We start from the raw sequence: 16,229 nt of genomic DNA on the forward strand, positions 1-16,229 counted from the left end.
CGATGCGCGGGCCCTCCGGCGGCTTCCCTTCCATGCCACCCGGACCGGCTCGCCGGGAGCGGCGACGTAGCGGGGGCGGCTTCCAGGTCGGGGTGGCTCGCATCGTGGCGTCGGCAAGAGCTTGGTGGCTTCCCGGTCCGGCGGCCGATGCTCGTGTGTCGTCGGCCATCAGCGGTCACTTGCTGGGCGTCTTCTGGTGACCGGCGCGGGGCGGAGCGATGTCGAGGACGGCCATCATGCCCATGTCCTCGTGGTTGAGGATGTGGCAGTGCAGCACCGTCCTGCCGGTGAAATGCGTGAAGTGGACGCGGAGAACGATGGCACCGCGCCCGGGCACGTTCACCGTGTCGTACACGCTGTGGGAGGGATCCTCGGCCTTCCCGTTGGTGCTCATCAACTGGAAGTGATCGGTGTGCAGGTGGAAGCTGTGGTCCTCGTCGCTGTCGTTGCGGACGGTCCACTCCTCGACGGTGCCGAGGGTGGAGGTGAAGTCGGTCCGTTTCGCATCGAACGTCCGGCCGTTGATGTAGAAGACCGTGCCCGCCGTGTTCTCCGTGTAGACCATCGTCTTGCGGGCCGCGATCTTCGCGTTGCTCAGGTCCTCCTGCGGGGCGAAACGGCTCGGGATCGCCGCCCGGGGCATGGGCGTGCCGCCGGTGACGACGGTCGCGAGGTCGGCCTGGGGGAGCTGGTTTCCCGCCGGGCCCGTGTTGTACGGCAGCGTCTCCAGTCGGGCCGTGCCGGGAGCGCCGCCCTGGACCAGAACGTCGAAGCGTGAGGCGGCGGGGATGAGCAGGGTGTCCTTGGTGTAGGTCCTGCGTACGGGAGCACCGTCCTGGGCGATCACATGGAAGCGGGTGCCCGGCAGGTGCAGCTTGTAGTAGATGTTCGCGCCGATGTTGGCCAGACGCCACAGCTGGGTCTCCCCCGGCCGGATGTGGATCACCGGGTTCTGCTGGCCGTTGACCGTGCGGTTGGTGGACGCCCCGATACTCAAGGGGTGAGTCTTGATCGCGTCGCCCTCTACCTGGTCGTCCTTGAGCGCGATGGTGTGCTCGGTGATGCGGCGCAGCGACGGTGGCAGGTACCGCTTCAGGCCCTCGACGACGATGATGCCCGACTCCCCACCGGCGACCTGGGCGGCGGACAGCATGTCGGCGTGCGAGTGGTACCAGAAGGTGCCGGTGAGGTGATCCCGCGGGAGCTGGTAGGCGTAGTGGTACGAGTGCCCGTACTTGATGGAGATGAAGATGTCGTCGGCGGGGGCACGCGGCGAGACCATGAGTCCGTGCGTGTGCAGGTTGGTGTACTTGTCGGTCTTGTTGACCATGGTCAGGTCGATGCGGTCGCCCGGCCGCACGCGCAACGTGGGCGGCATGTAGGCACCGTTGTACGTCGTCGCGTACAACTGACGGTCGCCGACCTGGACCTTGCGCCGCTCCACGACGATGGTCGTCTTGAGCAGGCCACCGCGGCTGACGACCTCCGGCGGGTCCTTGAGCAGAGGGCCGACGCCTCCTTGGGCGGGGTCGGCCGTCGTCGCGAGACTGTACGCGGGGTGGGAGTACTCCGTCGGTGTGTGCTCCGCGCCGCCCGACAGTCCGGCAGCGACGAGCACCGTGACCGTCAGGGTCAGCGGGAAACGGGTGTTGGACCGGGTCACGTCTCTCCCAAGGGGTCCGTGCGGCCGGGCGGGTGACTGCCCAGCCGGGAGCGAATGTCACACTATTGGCGGATCGCATGAATGGCGGGGGTATCGATGTGCCCGGCCGCACCTGGACGGTGCCGCCGTTCACTCGAATTGCCCTGGCAGCGATCGCCCGTCGGGGATGGGGATTCTCCTGCCTCGTGGGGAGGTTGGAGGGATGGACGGCCTTCACGGTGCCGGTGATACAGGTGATTACACGCTCAACAAGGTGAATGCGCCTCAGCGCCGTATTGCACCCGCGGCGGGGGCCGGTTCCGGTGACGGGCCCGGTGGGGTCGGCATGGATCGGGAGCTCTCCTGCACGGCGACGGGTGTGTCGCTGCCTGCCGGGGCGATGACGAGGAAGCGTCGGCTGGGCTCGGACTTCCCTGACCCGGGCGGCGTCAGCACCTCGCGGAGCAGCCCGACCGACTGGCTGACCTGTGCACCCGCGGCGTTGGCGGTGAACATGGTGAGCGCCTGCTTGCGACCGAAGGGCGCAGTGCGGTGCTCCGTGAGCCAGAGTGTGTACGTCTTACCGGGCGCCAGTCCCGACGCCGCGGCCTGGAGCAGGTCGAGGGCGCCGAGCGCGTTGACCGAGACGGTGGCATGCGCGCGCCCGCCCTCACCCTTGGGCGCGGAGAGCGTGAGGTGGCCGGCCTGGCCCGCGGTCCCGAGGGGTTGCAGGTTCGCCGTGCCCTTGCCGTACGGGACGGCGTTCGGTACGTACAGCAACTGTTGTGGTTGCTGGCCCACTGGGATCGTGGCGATCACCTTGTTCTTGACGGTGTCGACGGCCGCGACGGCGTCCTGGTTCTCCAGACCGACGTAGACCCGTGTGCCGTCGCCGGAGCCCCAGATGCCGTGCGGCAGGTCGCCGGTGGGAATGGTGGCCACCAAGGCCGGGGTCCGGCCGCGCCGGTAGACCTTGACCACGTTTTCGCCGCCCACGGTCACGTAGGCGAACCGGCCGGCACGGTTGTCGACGAGTGTGACGTGGTTGGTGATCGGTCCGCTGTCGATGGTCGCGAGGATACGGAAGGGCGGACGGGCGCTCATCACCTGGGTCTTGCCGCTGTCCTTGAGCGTGAACCACACCTCGGTGCCGTCCCGGTTCACCGCCAGGTTGGGTGAGAACGGACTGGCCTGCGGCACTCGGGCCACGACCCGGTAAGTCCTGGTGTCCACGACGTCCAACTCCGGGGTGAAGCTGGAAGGCACGAAGGCGTACCTGCCGTCCGGCCGGAACAGGACCATGCCCGGCCCGTTGGCCGTGGTGACGCGGCGCTTCTCCCGCATTCGCACGGGATCGATCACCGACACATAGCTCTCGCCTCGGACGGTGGCCCACAATTCCTTGCCGTCGGGCGTGAAGAACGCCTCGTGCGGGGAACGGCCTACGTACACGACGCCCTTGACCTTGTTGGTCGCCGTGTCGATGAGGGTCACCGAGTTGGAGCCGACGGAGACGGCGGCCAGCGTCCGGTGGTCCGGGGAGAAGCCCCCACCGTGGACGAGCAGTTGATTGCGGTACAACGGGCTGAGCGATCCGGGCACCGGATCACCTAGGCGAATCACCCCCAGAAGCCGATTGGCGGCAGGGTCGATCACCGAGACAGTGTTGGAGGTCTGATCGGAGGTGTAGACACGGTCCCGGCCCGATATGGGGATCACCCCCGGTGGCTCACCCGGGTCGGCTTCCGGCGCGGGCCTTTCCCTCCCCCCTCGCGTCACTGCCTGAGACGCGTCCCGGTGGGCCACGGGCGTGGCCGCCAGGCGGCTCCTCATCACGCCGATCTCCTGCTGCTGGGTGACGATGATCTCCTCGGCCAGCCTGCGCAGGACGGGGTCCTTGCCGTGCTCCAGAACCGCTTTGGCCATGGCGATGGCCCCTTGGTGGTGAGGGACCATCATGGCCGCGAAGTCACGGTCGGTGTCACCGGTCATGGGAGCGTCCGCCATGGCCTTCGCCATGGTCTCCATGCTCGCGTCCATCTCTGCGGCGAAGGGGCTGTGCGAGCCGCTCGCGTGAGCCATGTGCGCAGGTGGCGAGTCGGGCGCCTGTCCGGCCTGGCAGGCGATGAGGCCCCACACCATGACTCCCGCTATGCCGGTGATGCGGAGCCGGCGATATGCGCCGTATGCCACAACTTCCTCCCTGCCTTCCACGCCTGCGTACGGAGCGGCGCCCGACATCCCCGGACTGAGGGCTGAAACGCCAGTCTTTTCGGTCGCCGAAGGGTTGTCGCCTTCAGGCGCGCAGGCAGGTGACCCGCGGGGCCGTACATGCGAGCCCGCCTCCGATCGAGCTGCACGGACTGCCGGCACGCCAGGCCCCGGCCCGCAGCGCCTGTTTCATGCACCCGGGCAACAGAAACGGGCTCCCCACAGGGAGCCCGTTCCGCTGTCCCGGTCGGGAGGCGGGGGTCAGGAGTCGTCCTACAGGTTGCCGCGCTTCTCCTGCTCGCGCTCGATCGCCTCGAACAGGGCCTTGAAGTTGCCCTTGCCGAAGCCCATCGAGCCGTGGCGCTCGATCATCTCGAAGAAGACGGTCGGGCGGTCCTGGACCGGCTTGGTGAAGATCTGCAGCAGGTAGCCGTCCTCGTCACGGTCGACGAGGATCTTGAGCTCGCGCAAGGTCTCCACGGGGACCCGGGTCTCGCCCGCCCACTCGCCGAGGGTGTCGTAGTACGAGTCGGGGGTGTCCAGGAACTGGACGCCGGCCGCCCGCATCGCGCGCACCGAGGCGACGATGTCGTTCGTGGCGAGCGCGATGTGCTGGACGCCCGCGCCGCCGTAGAACTCCAGGTACTCGTCGATCTGGGACTTCTTCTTGGCGACGGCCGGTTCGTTGATCGGGAACTTCACCTTGAGCGTGCCGTCGGCGACGACCTTGGACATCAGGGCGGAGTACTCGGTGGCGATGTCGTCGCCCACGAACTCCTTCATGTTGGTGAAGCCCATGACCTTGTTGTAGAAGCCGACCCACTCGTTCATACGGCCGAGTTCCACGTTGCCGACGCAGTGGTCGATGGCCTGGAAGTAACGCTTGGCCGGCGGCTCGACGATCGGGGCCGCGGCGACGAAGCCGGGGAGGTACGGGCCGTCGTAGCCGGTGCGCTCGACGAGGGTGTGGCGGGTCTTGCCGTAGGTGGCGATGGCGGCGAGGACGACCGTGCCGTGCTCGTCCTTGACCTCGTGCGGCTCGGTGAGGCCGAGGGCGCCGTGCTCGACCGCGTACGCGTAGGCCGCGCGGGCATCCGGCACCTCGATGGCCAGGTCGACGACGCCGTCGCCGTGCTCGGCCACGTGGTCCGCGAGGAAGCGGCCGTGGTCGGTGGACGCCTTGATGACGGAGGTGAAGACGAAGCGGGCGGAGCCATTGGTCAGAACGTAACTCGCCGTCTCACGGCTGCCGTTCTCCGGTCCGGAGTAGGCGACCAGTTTCATGCCGAAGGCCGTCGAGTAGTAGTGCGCGGCCTGCTTGGCGTTGCCGACGGCGAAGACGACCGCGTCCATTCCCTTCACCGGGAAGGGGTCGGCCTGCCGGGCAGTGTCGGGGGTGGTGTGCAGAGTCTCAGTCATGCTCGAAGGCTCTCGCCGCTTCGCAAGGTGCGCAACAGTTCGCGGATCCGCTGGGCAATCTGCACAGCAGATGGGGATGATGGCCGGGCTATCTGTACATGATGACCATCACAATGACCCCCCGGAGGCGCACCATGGCGATCGATCATCTGGACGGCCGGCTCATCGTACTGCTGGCGCGCGAACCCCGCATCGGTGTCCTGGAGGCCTCGCGCCGGCTCGGCGTGGCGCGCGGGACGGTGCAGGCGCGCCTCGACCGCCTTCAGTCGAATGGAGTCATCCGTGGGTTCGGGCCGACCGTCGATCCGGCGGCGCTCGGCTACCCGGTCACGGCGTTCGCCACGCTGGAGATCAAGCAGGGCCAAGGTGCCGACGTACGGGCGCACTTGGCCGGTGTTCCGGAGGTGCTGGAGCTGCACACCACCACCGGGCACGGCGACATGCTCTGCCGTCTCGTGGCGCGTTCCAACGCCGATCTCCAGCGGGTGATCGACCGGGTTGTCGGTTTTGATGGCATCGTCCGGGCCTCCACGGCCATCGTCATGGAGAACCCGGTTCCGCTGCGCGTCATCCCGCTCGTCGAGCAGGCCGCGGAGGACGACGACTGAGCCGAGGAGTGGCGTGTGAGCTTCTGGGAGTATCTGGGCAATCGGCACCAACAGCTGCTCACCGACGCGTTCCAGCACATCAGCGCGGTATTCCAGTGCATGGTCATCGCCACCGTGCTGGGCATTCTGATCGGGGTCGTCACCTATCGCAGCGGATGGGCGGGTTCGCTGGCGATCACGTCGACGGCGACGATCCTCACCATTCCGTCCCTCGCCGCGATCGGTCTGCTCATCCCGCTGGTCGGGCTGGGGGTCCCGCCGACGGTGATCACTCTGACGCTGTACGGGCTGCTGCCGATCGTCCGCAACTCCATCGTGGGACTGCGCGGGGTCGATCCGGCGCTCGTCGACGCGGCGAAGGGCATCGGGATGTCGCGGCCCGCCCGGCTGTTCCGGGTGGAACTGCCGATCGCCTGGCCGCCGATCCTCACCGGCATCCGGGTCTCCACGCAGATGCTGATGGGCATCGCCGCCATCGCCGCGTACGCGTCGGGCCCGGGCCTGGGCAATGAGATCTTCCGCGGCATCGCCTCGCTGGGCAGCGCCAACGCGATCAATCAGGTGCTCGCGGGCACGCTCGGCATCGTCATCCTCGCCCTGCTGTTCGACGCCGCGTACGTCCTGCTCGGGCGCCTCACCATCCCTAGGGGGATTCGTGCCTGAGACCGCCGACTCCGGGACGACGGGGTCCGGGCCCGCCGGTTCCGGGCCCGCCGGGGGCACCGACACCGGTACCGCCCACCGTGCCGGGACGACGCGCACCACCTCCGGTGCCACCATCCACCTGGACAATCTGACCAAGCGCTACCCGGGCAACCCGAACCCGGCGGTGGACAACGTCACGATGGACATCAAGGCGGGCGAGACCGTGATCTTCGTCGGCCCGTCCGGCTGCGGGAAGTCCACCACTCTGAAGATGATCAACCGGCTGATCGAGCCGACGTCCGGGCGGATCCGGATCAACGACGAGGACGTCACCGACATCGACCCGGTGAGGCTGCGCCGCAAGATCGGTTACGCGATCCAGTCGTCCGGGCTCTTCCCCCACATGACGGTCGCGGAGAACATCGCCCTCGTACCGAAGATGGTCGGCTGGTCGAAGGCGAAGGTGAAGGACCGGGTCGAGGAGATGCTCGATCTCGTCGGCCTCGATCCCCGGGAGTTCCACGGGCGCTATCCCCGCGCGCTCTCCGGCGGACAGCAGCAGCGGGTGGGTGTGGCACGGGCCCTGGCGGCCGACCCGCCGGTGCTGCTGATGGACGAACCGTTCGGCGCGGTCGACCCGATCACCCGCGACCACCTCCAGGACGAGCTGATCCGGCTCCAGCACGAGCTGCACAAGACCATCGTCTTCGTCACCCACGACTTCGACGAGGCGATCAAGCTGGGTGACCGGATCGCCGTACTGCGGGAGCGTTCGCACATCGCGCAGTTCGACACCCCGGAGGCGATCCTCACCAACCCGACGGACGACTTCGTCTCGGGATTCGTCGGTGCCGGGGCAGCGCTGAAACGGCTCAACCTCACTCGCGTACGAGATGTGGAGATCGCCCAGTTCCCGACGGTGACGGTCGACGACCCGCTCCAGTCGATCTTCAACACGCTGCGCAGCAGTCTGCACAACGAGCTCCTGATGCTGGACCGCAGGAACCGCCCGTACAAGTGGCTGCGGCGCGGCGACCTGATGCGGGCCCGGGGTTCGCTGGCGCGGGCCGGGCAGCTGGTCCATGACACGGTGACGCGGGACGCGACGCTGCACGACGCGCTGGAGGCGGTGCTGATCGACAGCGGCGGGCGGGTCGCGGTGACCGGGCGGCGCGGCGAGTTCATCGGGGTCGTCGACATGCACACCCTGATGAACTCCGTCCATGAGCTGCTGGAGGCCGACCGGCTCGCCGCCATCGAGCACCAGCACGACCTGGAGGAAGTCCGCTCCCACCGGACCGAACAGGAGCTGGAGGGCGGTGCGGACGCATGAATCCCAACTCCCCGCTCGATTCCGGTTCGTCGCGTACGGCGCGTTCCCCCCGCCGGGCGCCCTCGTCCGACAAGGACCGTCCGCCCGGCGAACACGATGTCAAGGGCCACGCCTTCCGCGACGAGGAGGAGGAACCCCCGCCGCCGCCGACGCGCCCGCGGCGCCGGATCACCTGGCAAAAACTGGTGGTGCTGCCGGCCGCGCTCGTGATCGTCCTGGTCATCACCTACCTGTGGATCACCAACATCCCCCTCGACTCGATCGCGAGGAATTCGCTCACCGGCGGCAATGTGCAGTTGCGCTGGTGGCAGCATGTGGAGCTGACCGCGATCTCGACGTTCTGGGTGCTGATCATCGCCATCCCGCTGGGGATCGCACTGACCCGGCGCAGGCTGCGCAGGGGCGCCCCCCTGGTCACCGCACTCGCCAACATCGGGCAGGCGACCCCGGCGATCGGTCTGCTGGCACTGCTGGTGATCTGGCTGGGCATCGGCCCGTCGACGGCGATCATCGGCATGGTGATCTACGCGGTGCTGCCGGTGTTCTCCAACACGGTGGCCGGTCTGAGGGCGATCGCACCGGACCTGGTCGAGGCCTCGCGCGGCATCGGCATGTCGGCGATGGGGACGCTCGCGAAGGTCGAACTGCCGCTCGCCGTACCGCTGATCCTGGCCGGTGTACGGACGGCGCTGGTGCTCAATGTCGGCACCGCGACCCTGGCCACCTTCGTCGGCGGCGGCGGTCTCGGGGACCTGATCACCTCGGGCATCCAGACCCAGCGGATGCCGGTGCTGGTACTCGGTTCCGTACTGACGGTGGTGCTGGCGCTGCTGGTGGACTGGCTGGCGTCGCTGGTCGAGGTGGCGCTGACACCGCGCGGGCTGGAGGTGGGGTGAGATGGGCGCGGGGACGAGGCGGAGTGCGGCGGCCCGGTGGAAGGTGCGTGCGGGGCTCGTGGGGGTGGTGGCGCTGGCGCTGCCGCTCGCCGGGTGCGGACTGAAGAGCGGCTCGCCGATGGTGGACGACGTGGTGCCGGGCTCCGTCGGCCGGGGGAAGCCGCTGGACGGTGCCTCGCTGACCGTCACCTCGAAGAACTTCAGCGAGAACATCGTCCTGGGCCAGATGATCGGCCTGATCTTCAAGGCGGCCGGGGCGGAGGTCCTGGACCGGACGAACCTGCCCGGTTCGATCAGCGCGCGCGAGGCGATCGTCAAGGGCGGCGCGGACGCGATGTACGAGTACACGGGTACCGGCTGGATCACGTACCTGGGTCACGCGAAGCCGATCGCCGACCCGTTGAAGCAGTGGCAGGCGGTCCGGGACGAGGACCGGAAGAACGGGGTGACATGGCTGCCGCAGTCCACCCTCAACAACACCTACGCGCTCGCCATCAGCCGGAAGAACAACGCGAAGTACCACCTGAAGACGCTCTCCGATGTCGCCGCGCTGTCGAAGAAGAACCCGTCGGCGGTGACGATCTGTGTGGAGAACGAGTTCGCCTCGCGCGACGACGGACTGCCGGGCATGGAGAAGGCGTACGGGATGTCCCTGCCGGCCGCCAACATCAAGAAGATGGACGCCGGGATCATCTACACCCAGGTCTCGAAGTCCAACTCCTGCCTGCTGGGCGAGGTGTACACCACGGACGGCCGGATCAAGGCCATGGACCTCGAAGTGCTCGTGGACGACAAGCACTTCTTCCCCAACTACAACGCGGCGCCCGTCATCCACACCAAGACCTTCGATAAGTACCCGCAGATCGCAGGGCTGCTCGACCCGCTCAGCATGAAGCTGACGACGGAGGTCGCACAGGAACTCAACGCGAAGGTGGACGTCGAAGGGCAGGACCCGCACGCGGTGGCGAAGGACTGGCTGATCCGGGAGGGGTTCATCGAGAACAAGAAGGGATGAGGGAGTAAGGGGGTGAGGGGGGAGGGGGTGAGGGCCGTCGGCGCGGGCTCCCCCGAGTTACAAAGAAGTCGATGCAAAGAAGAGGTTGCAAAGCCGTCTTTGCAAGTCTACCGTTGAGGCATGGCAGCGACAGAAGCCGCCGGCAGCGACAACGCCGCCGACGATCCGAGGACCCTCAACATCGATGCCCGCACCCTGCGCGGGCTCGCCCACCCCCTGCGCATCCGACTGCTCAGCACTCTCCGGGAGTTCGGCCCCGCCACCGCCTCCGGACTCGCCGACCGGCTCGGCGAGTCCAGCGGCGCCACGAGCTATCACCTGCGCCAACTGGCCACGTACGGCTTCGTGGAGGACGACCCCACCCTCGGCAAGGGGCGCGAGCGGTGGTGGCGGGCGGCGCACTCAGGCAGCACCTTCGACCCGGAGATCATTCAGGACGCCGACCCCGAGGTCCGCGGCGCCATGAACGTCGTACTCCATGAGATCGCCACGAACCACGCCCAGGAGCTGAACACCTGGCTCGGCACGATGCACGAGTGGTCCCAGGAATGGAACGAGAGCTGGAACCTCAGCGACTTCAAGGTACGACTCACCCCCGAGCTCTCCAAAGAGCTCGGCCACAAAATCCACGATCTGGTCAACAGCTATCGCGGACGGGTCCCCGAAGGCACCGCCGACTCGGCCGTCGTCCGTACGCACCTGCACCTCTTCCCCCGCCCCAACGCCTGAACCGACCGAAGGGACCCCTCGCCATGAACGCCGAAACGCACCTGCAGCTGCACGCCACCCGCTCCACCGAACTGCACCACCAGGCCGACGAGTCCCGCCTGGCGCCGCGCGCCCCGCGCAAGGACCTGCGGACCCAATTGGGCTGGACCATGGTCGAGTTGGGCCTGCGCCTGATACCGAACCGGCCCACGCTGTCGGCTCACTCGCCTCGTACGGCCTAGAACCATGGACGGGGGGAAGAACGCACACGACAGCGCGCACGACAGCACACCCGTCGACGCGCACGCCGAGAGCCACGACCGCAGGCCACTCGCTTCCGTTCTGGCTGCCAACTCGATCTCCACCATGGGGAGTTCACTTACCCTGATCGGGGTCCCGTGGTTCGTCCTGGAGACCACGGGCAGCGCGGGCCGGGCCGGTGTCGTCGCCTTCTGCGCGACACTGCCGATCGTCGTCTCCGCGCTGATCGGCGGCCCCATCATCGACCGGATCGGCCGGCGCCGGGTCTCCGTCGCCTCCGACCTGGTGTGCGGCGTCGCGGTCGCCGCCATCCCGATGCTGCACTACGCAAACGCCCTCGCCTTCTGGATGCTGTGCGCACTGATGGCGGTCAGCGGGCTCCTGCACACGCCCGGCAATACGGCCCGCTACGTCCTCGTGCCGGATCTCGCCGAGTACGCCGGCACCACCCTCGCCCGCGCAGCCAGCCTCTTCGACGCCGTCTCACGCGGCGCCCGGATGGTCGGGGCGGCGCTGGCCGGCGTACTGATCGCCCTGGTCGGCGCGGAGACCGTTCTGTTCCTGGACGCCGCGACGTTCCTGACATCCGCGCTGCTGATCGCCTTCGGCATACGGGGGCTGCGCGCGGCGGAGCCCCGCAAGGCCGCGGCGCCGGTCTCGCTGCGGGCATACCGTAGCGAACTGCGCGAGGGATACACCTACTTGCTCAGCAACCGGCTGCTGCTCGCGGTCGTGGTGATGGTCCTCTTCATGAACGGCACCGATCAGGGCTGGAACGCCGTCCTGCTGCCGGTGCACGCCTCCACCGAGCTGGGCGGGGCCAGGGACATCGGGCTGCTCACCGCGCTGTTCGGCGCGGGCGGGCTGACCGGGGCGCTGCTGTACGGGGCGTTCGGGCACCGCTACTCGCGACGGGCCGTGTTCACCGTGTGCGTGGTGCTGTGCGGCGCGCCCCGGTACGCGGTCGCGGCGCTGACCGGGACGACGCTGCCGCTCGCCGTGACCATGGCGTTGAGCGGGCTCGCGGGCGGGGTGCTGAACCCGGTCCTGACGACGGTGATCTACGGAAGCGTGCCCGATGAACTGCGCAGCCGGGTCTCCGGGGTCCTCACTGCGGGCGGCGAACTGGCCATGCCGGTGGGCGGTCTCGCGGCGGGCCTGCTGGTGGAGAGCGCGGGCGTGCGGGGTGCGCTGCTGGCGATGGGCGGGGTGTACCTGCTGGCGACGCTGAGCCCGCTGGTGTTCCCGGCCTGGCGCACGATGGACGGGGCGGGGCCCGAGCCCGAGGCCAAGCCCGGGGGCACGGCGGCGGAGGCTGCCGTACCGTCCCCGGCAGCCTGGATCAGCAGCTCGGGACCTTGCGTCCGTGCTCCAGTGCCTGGAGCGAGGACACCGCGCCCTTCAGGGTCGTGACCGGGATCAGCCGGAGCCCCTTGGGCAGCTCCGCGCCCGCCTCCCTGCACTCGGCCTTCGGGACGAGGAAGACGGTCGCACCGTCACGGCGCGCGGCCTGCGTCTTCAGCGACACACCGCCGACCGCCCCGACCTCGCCGTTCGCCTGGATCGTGCCGGTTCCCGCGACGGTGCGACCACCGGTGAGATCGCCTCCGGAGCCGTCGCCGTCGAGCTTGTCGACGATGCCGAGAGCGAAGAACAGGCCCGCGCTGGGGCCGCCCACGTCGGCAAGGTGCAGGGTGATGTCGACCGAGCCCTTGGGCTTGCCGAGGTAGTTGAGGGCCGCGTCGACGGCGGAGTTCTGCGACTTCCGCATGTCTTCGAGGTTGTGCTTCTCGATCTCCTTCTCGGAGCCGCCGGTCGGGTAGACGGACTCGCGGGGCAGGACCGCCCGGTCCGTACGGAACCAGCCGTCGATCACATCGCCGACGCCGACGTCGGCGGTCGGCCCGGTCGCGACGATCGTCGTCATCCGCAGCTCGCCCTTGGTGGGGCGGGTGGGCGCGCCCTTGATGCTGATCACGGGGGTGCCGTGGTCCTTCCCGAGCACGTTCGCGGTCGTGCCGGGCTGCGCCAGCGTGAACGGAAGCGGCGCGAAAGCGGCCACGCCGAACAGGGCGAGGACGGGCAGGGCGCACAGGGCGAGGGTGCGGGGGCGCGAGTGACGAGTGAGCACCCGCCCAATCTAACCGCCGCAGCGGGGTGCGCGGGCCGGGTGGTGGGGCGTCCCGGTCCTGCCCGGGCTGCCCGCGCTCCGCGAGCGGCCGGAGTCGCCCGCCGGCCGCTTTGTCCTCAACCGCCGGACGGGCTCGAATTGCCCGCCCGGCCACCACACGCGACAGGCCCGGTGTGCCCGACCAACCGTTTCGTCCTCAACCGCCGGACGGGCTCGAATTGCCCGCCCGGCCACCACACGCGACAGGCCCGGTGCGCCGGGTCGGCCACGGTGAATGCAACCGCCCGGCTCCCACCGTTCGCCCTACCTCAGTGCGTCCGCGACCTCGCGGGCCGCGTCCACGACGCGGGGGCCGACGCGTTCGGGTACGGAGTCGGCGAGCATCACCACGCCGACGCTGCCCTCGACGCCCGTCACCCCGACCAGCGCGGCCGCCGCCCCGCTCGCCCCGGCTTCCAGTTCGCCGTGGGTGAGGGTGAAGGCGGTCTCGCCCACCGGCTTCTGGCGGGCGGCGAGGATCGCCCGGCCCGCGGCGCCCCGGTCCAGCGGGTGGCGGAAGCCGGCCCGGTAGGCCACGTGGTAGTCGGTCCAGGTCGGCTCGACGACCGCGACGGCAAGTGCATCGCTGCCGTCGACCAGCGTGAGGTGGGCGGTGGCCCCTATGTCCTCCGCGAGGGACCGCAGTGCGGGCAGCGCGGCTTCCCGTACGAGCGGATGGACCTGACGGCCCAGGCGCAGCACACCCAGGCCCACCCTGGCCCGGCCGCCCAGATCGCGGCGTACCAGGGCGTGCTGTTCCAGGGTGGCGAGCAGACGGTAGACCACTGTTCGGTTGACGCCGAGTTTGTTGGACAACTCGGTGACGGTCAGGCCGTGGTCGGTGTCGGCAAGCAGTTTGAGGACCCGTAGTCCCCGGTCGAGCGTCTGGGAGGTCTCCGCGGTCACGACGCCCTCTCCTCCGTGGTGAACGGCGGCGGCTGGTTCCCATGGAATGTGCGCCGCCGGTCCCAGCGGCGACGCACGGAGAGGCCGCCGGCCTGGCCAAGGCACCGGCTGCGCTCCGCGGCGGCATTGCCACGGGGCGTTCATTTTTTGGGACAGTAGCGAGCCAGTCCGCTCAGCGGAAGACCTCGTCCAGAATCCGGGCGTCAGCGGAAGTGGAGTTGCGGTGAAGAAGCATAAGCGCCGGTCAGTGGGGCGCCGGCCGAAACCTGCACGTCTACGCGCGTCCAGGTCGGCCGACGGCTTTGCAACACTCCGCACACCGGACGTGAAAGGTCGTTAGCTCACCGTGAACGACTGCTGCACAATTTTTCCGTTCACGAGCACCTCGCAGGCCCTGATCGCCCTCGTCGCGGGGTCGCGGACGGTGAAGTTCAGGGCGAAAGTGCCGTCGAGTCCGATGACCCGGGTGACGTACGAGTCCGAGGTCTGCTTCCCTTCGGCGGTGCGGCCGGTCACCGACACCGTGGCGACAGGGGCGAAGCCCCGGCCGGCCACCTGGACCACCGTGCCGACGGGCCCCTCGGGCGGCGACAGCGCGAAGGCCGGCCCGGCGGGGGCGGTCCCGTCCTGGACGGTGAACGCCGCGGTCTCGGTGTGCGGGTTGACGAGGACCTCCCGCACCCGGATCGCGACGGTGTCGGCGGCGTTGACGGTGAAGGTCTGCGAGAACGCCCCGTCCAGCCCGACCACCTTGGTCTTCACCGGGTCGGACGTCTGCGATCCGTCGGCCCGCAACCCGACGATGGACACCGTGGCCACCTTCGCGAAGCCCTGGCCGAGGACGGTGACGGCGGTGCCCTTCGGGCCGGCCGACGGGGTGAGGACGACGAAGGTCGGGGCGACGGTCAGCGGGGTGAGGGCCTGCGCTCCCCCGGCGGTGACCTGGAGCGCGTACACGGCGCGCGGGGTGGATCCGGCCACGGTGACCGTACCGGCGAGCGTTCCGTCGGCGCCGATCCGGAGCGTGGAGCCGCTGATCCGGGCGCTGTCGCAGGCGCTGCCGTCGGCGGCGCAGAGCGCGGCGGCGGGCGTGGCGCCGGTCGGCCAGTCGCCGCCGGAGACGTTGATCGTTGCGCCGGGTTTGACCTTCGCGGCGCCCGCGGAGAGCGTCGCGGAGGCATCGGTCACGGTGAACGGCGTGGTCAGTACGGTGGCCGGGTCGTTGCCCTCGTCGACCTGGATCGAGGCGATGGCCGGGTCGGAGACGGTGAAGTCGGCGCTGAACGTGCCGTCGGGGCTGCTCTTCACGTAGACGGCGGTGTCGTCGAGCGTCGCCCCGCTCGCGTCCAGGCCGACAGTGTTGATCCACCGGTCCTGGAAGTAGTTGCTGCCGGTGACCTTGATGACGCTGCCCAGCGGGGCACCCGAGCGGGAGAGCGCGATGGTCCGCGGGCCGCCGGGGACGTACGCCTTGACGGTCAGGGGTGCGGTCGCCTCCTTCGTACCGTCGCCGACCTTCACCAGGTACGAGCCGTCGGGCACCGTGCCCGCGGCGGCGAGCACCGCGTTTCCGGTCAGTTCGCCCGAGCCGCTGATCGCGAGGGTGCCGGAGACGAACTTGCCGGTGTCGCAGCCCCCGCCGTCCGCCGCGCACAGGGACGGTACGGGGGTGGCGCCTGCGGTCCACAGGCTGCCGGACAGGGCGACCGCGGTGGACGGCCGGACGGCGGTGGTCGGCGCGGTCAGGGTGGCGGGCAGGCCGGCGGTGCCCTCGGCGTCCACGGTGCCGATGGAGCCGCCGCCGCTGACCACGTCGCACGGGGTCTCGTAGGTGGAGCCGAGCACCTTCGTACGTGTCAGATTGCGCACCGGGGTGAAGGAGATCGGTCCGCTCGCGTCGGCGGGGATGAGGAAGTCCCCTTCGTACGGCGGGATTTCGATGGGTTTCCCGGACGGGATGTCGAGGTTGATCTGGGGTCCGGTGACGGTGACCGTGCCGGTCGCGCCGCCCGACATGGCGAAGTCGATGCTGGGGGTGGTGGGCACGTCGCTCAGGCTGAGTCCGCTGGTGGCGGGCGACGGGCCGAGGGTGACCTTGGCGTGGACCTTGCCGCCCGGGTCGACGACGGCCGGCGAGAGGTCGACGCTCATCTGCTGCGGACCGGTGGCCTCGCCCTGACCGGCCGGCAGGGTGCAGTGGACGGTCGGGGTGACCGTGCCGGCGTGGGCGGCGGGGGCGAGTGCGACGGTGGTGCCGGTCCAGACGAGCACGGCTCCGGTGGTGAGGGCGACGGCCCGGCGTAACACCGCACCCGGCCTTTCCGTTCTTCTCGATCTCGGCAGTAATGACATGCGGCTCCTCCGTGATTACGGGAAATCTCCTGCTACGGGAGATCTCCGAATTCGACATGGGCG

General features: G+C 69.3%; 14 protein-coding genes. 8 read left to right on the forward strand and 6 right to left on the reverse strand.

Annotation, left to right across the window (positions count from 1 at the left end; genetic code table 11):
• Positions 1-175 precede the first annotated feature (175 nt).
• The 3 genes from ACFU8Q_RS10320 to hppD all read right to left on the reverse strand — a co-directional run bounded on the left by ACFU8Q_RS10320 (position 176) and on the right by hppD (position 5,272).
• A complete protein-coding gene (locus tag ACFU8Q_RS10320; protein WP_384450651.1) occupies positions 176-1,663 on the reverse strand; it encodes a multicopper oxidase family protein in 1,488 nt (495 codons plus the stop codon).
• A gap of 264 nt (positions 1,664-1,927) precedes the next feature.
• The gene (locus tag ACFU8Q_RS10325) at positions 1,928-3,835 is read right to left on the reverse strand and encodes a DUF305 domain-containing protein (RefSeq protein ID WP_384450654.1); all 1,908 of its coding nucleotides are present in this window, start codon (positions 3,833-3,835) and stop codon (positions 1,928-1,930) included.
• Positions 3,836-4,126: 291 nt separating this feature from the next.
• Positions 4,127-5,272: a 4-hydroxyphenylpyruvate dioxygenase gene (gene hppD / locus ACFU8Q_RS10330; RefSeq protein ID WP_384450657.1), complete on the reverse strand. Its 1,146-nt coding sequence runs from the start codon at positions 5,270-5,272 to the stop codon at positions 4,127-4,129.
• Positions 5,273-5,406: 134 nt separating this feature from the next.
• On the opposite strand from hppD, the gene ACFU8Q_RS10335 reads away from it, so the two are divergent.
• The 8 genes from ACFU8Q_RS10335 (at position 5,407) to ACFU8Q_RS10370 (ending at position 12,151) form a co-directional block, all read left to right on the forward strand.
• Positions 5,407-5,880 (forward strand): Lrp/AsnC family transcriptional regulator, encoded by a 474-nt coding sequence (locus ACFU8Q_RS10335; protein ID WP_266746451.1) that lies wholly within the window; start codon positions 5,407-5,409, stop codon positions 5,878-5,880.
• Between the two features lie 15 nt (positions 5,881-5,895).
• Entirely contained in the window at positions 5,896-6,543 is a 648-nt protein-coding gene (locus tag ACFU8Q_RS10340) for an ABC transporter permease (RefSeq protein WP_384450661.1), read from the forward strand.
• On the forward strand, positions 6,536-7,858 hold the full coding sequence (locus ACFU8Q_RS10345; RefSeq protein ID WP_384450664.1) for an ABC transporter ATP-binding protein: 1,323 nt from the start codon (positions 6,536-6,538) through the stop codon (positions 7,856-7,858). The genes ACFU8Q_RS10340 and ACFU8Q_RS10345 overlap by 8 nt, the downstream gene beginning before the upstream one ends.
• A complete protein-coding gene (locus ACFU8Q_RS10350) occupies positions 7,855-8,754 on the forward strand; it encodes an ABC transporter permease (RefSeq protein WP_384450667.1) in 900 nt (299 codons plus the stop codon). Before ACFU8Q_RS10345 ends, ACFU8Q_RS10350 begins: the two co-directional genes overlap by 4 nt.
• Position 8,755: 1 nt before the next feature.
• Positions 8,756-9,769 carry a glycine betaine ABC transporter substrate-binding protein gene (locus tag ACFU8Q_RS10355; RefSeq protein WP_384450670.1) on the forward strand — a complete coding sequence of 338 codons (1,014 nt, stop codon included), beginning with the start codon at positions 8,756-8,758 and terminating at the stop codon, positions 9,767-9,769.
• Positions 9,770-9,889: 120 nt separating this feature from the next.
• Positions 9,890-10,498, forward strand: coding sequence for an ArsR/SmtB family transcription factor (locus tag ACFU8Q_RS10360; RefSeq protein WP_384450673.1), 609 nt, complete (start codon positions 9,890-9,892; stop codon positions 10,496-10,498).
• Positions 10,499-10,521: 23 nt separating this feature from the next.
• Positions 10,522-10,719 (forward strand): hypothetical protein, encoded by a 198-nt coding sequence (locus tag ACFU8Q_RS10365; protein WP_384450676.1) that lies wholly within the window; start codon positions 10,522-10,524, stop codon positions 10,717-10,719.
• A 124-nt stretch (positions 10,720-10,843) separates the two neighbouring features.
• The gene (locus ACFU8Q_RS10370; protein WP_384450723.1) at positions 10,844-12,151 is read left to right on the forward strand and encodes an MFS transporter; all 1,308 of its coding nucleotides are present in this window, start codon (positions 10,844-10,846) and stop codon (positions 12,149-12,151) included.
• Here the strand turns inward: ACFU8Q_RS10370 and ACFU8Q_RS10375 are convergent.
• From ACFU8Q_RS10375 to ACFU8Q_RS10385, 3 genes are all read right to left on the reverse strand, one after another.
• Positions 12,081-12,869, reverse strand: coding sequence for a S16 family serine protease (locus tag ACFU8Q_RS10375; RefSeq protein ID WP_384450679.1), 789 nt, complete (start codon positions 12,867-12,869; stop codon positions 12,081-12,083). The genes ACFU8Q_RS10370 and ACFU8Q_RS10375 overlap by 71 nt on opposite strands.
• A gap of 303 nt (positions 12,870-13,172) precedes the next feature.
• The gene (locus ACFU8Q_RS10380) at positions 13,173-13,814 is read right to left on the reverse strand and encodes an IclR family transcriptional regulator (RefSeq protein ID WP_124723277.1); all 642 of its coding nucleotides are present in this window, start codon (positions 13,812-13,814) and stop codon (positions 13,173-13,175) included.
• A gap of 336 nt (positions 13,815-14,150) precedes the next feature.
• On the reverse strand, positions 14,151-16,121 hold the full coding sequence (locus tag ACFU8Q_RS10385) for a hypothetical protein (protein WP_384450682.1): 1,971 nt from the start codon (positions 16,119-16,121) through the stop codon (positions 14,151-14,153).
• Positions 16,122-16,229 lie beyond the last annotated feature (108 nt).

The sequence above is a fragment of the Streptomyces sp. NPDC057543 genome, assembly GCF_042801895.1.
Classification (GTDB): Bacteria; Actinomycetota; Actinomycetes; order Streptomycetales; family Streptomycetaceae; genus Streptomyces.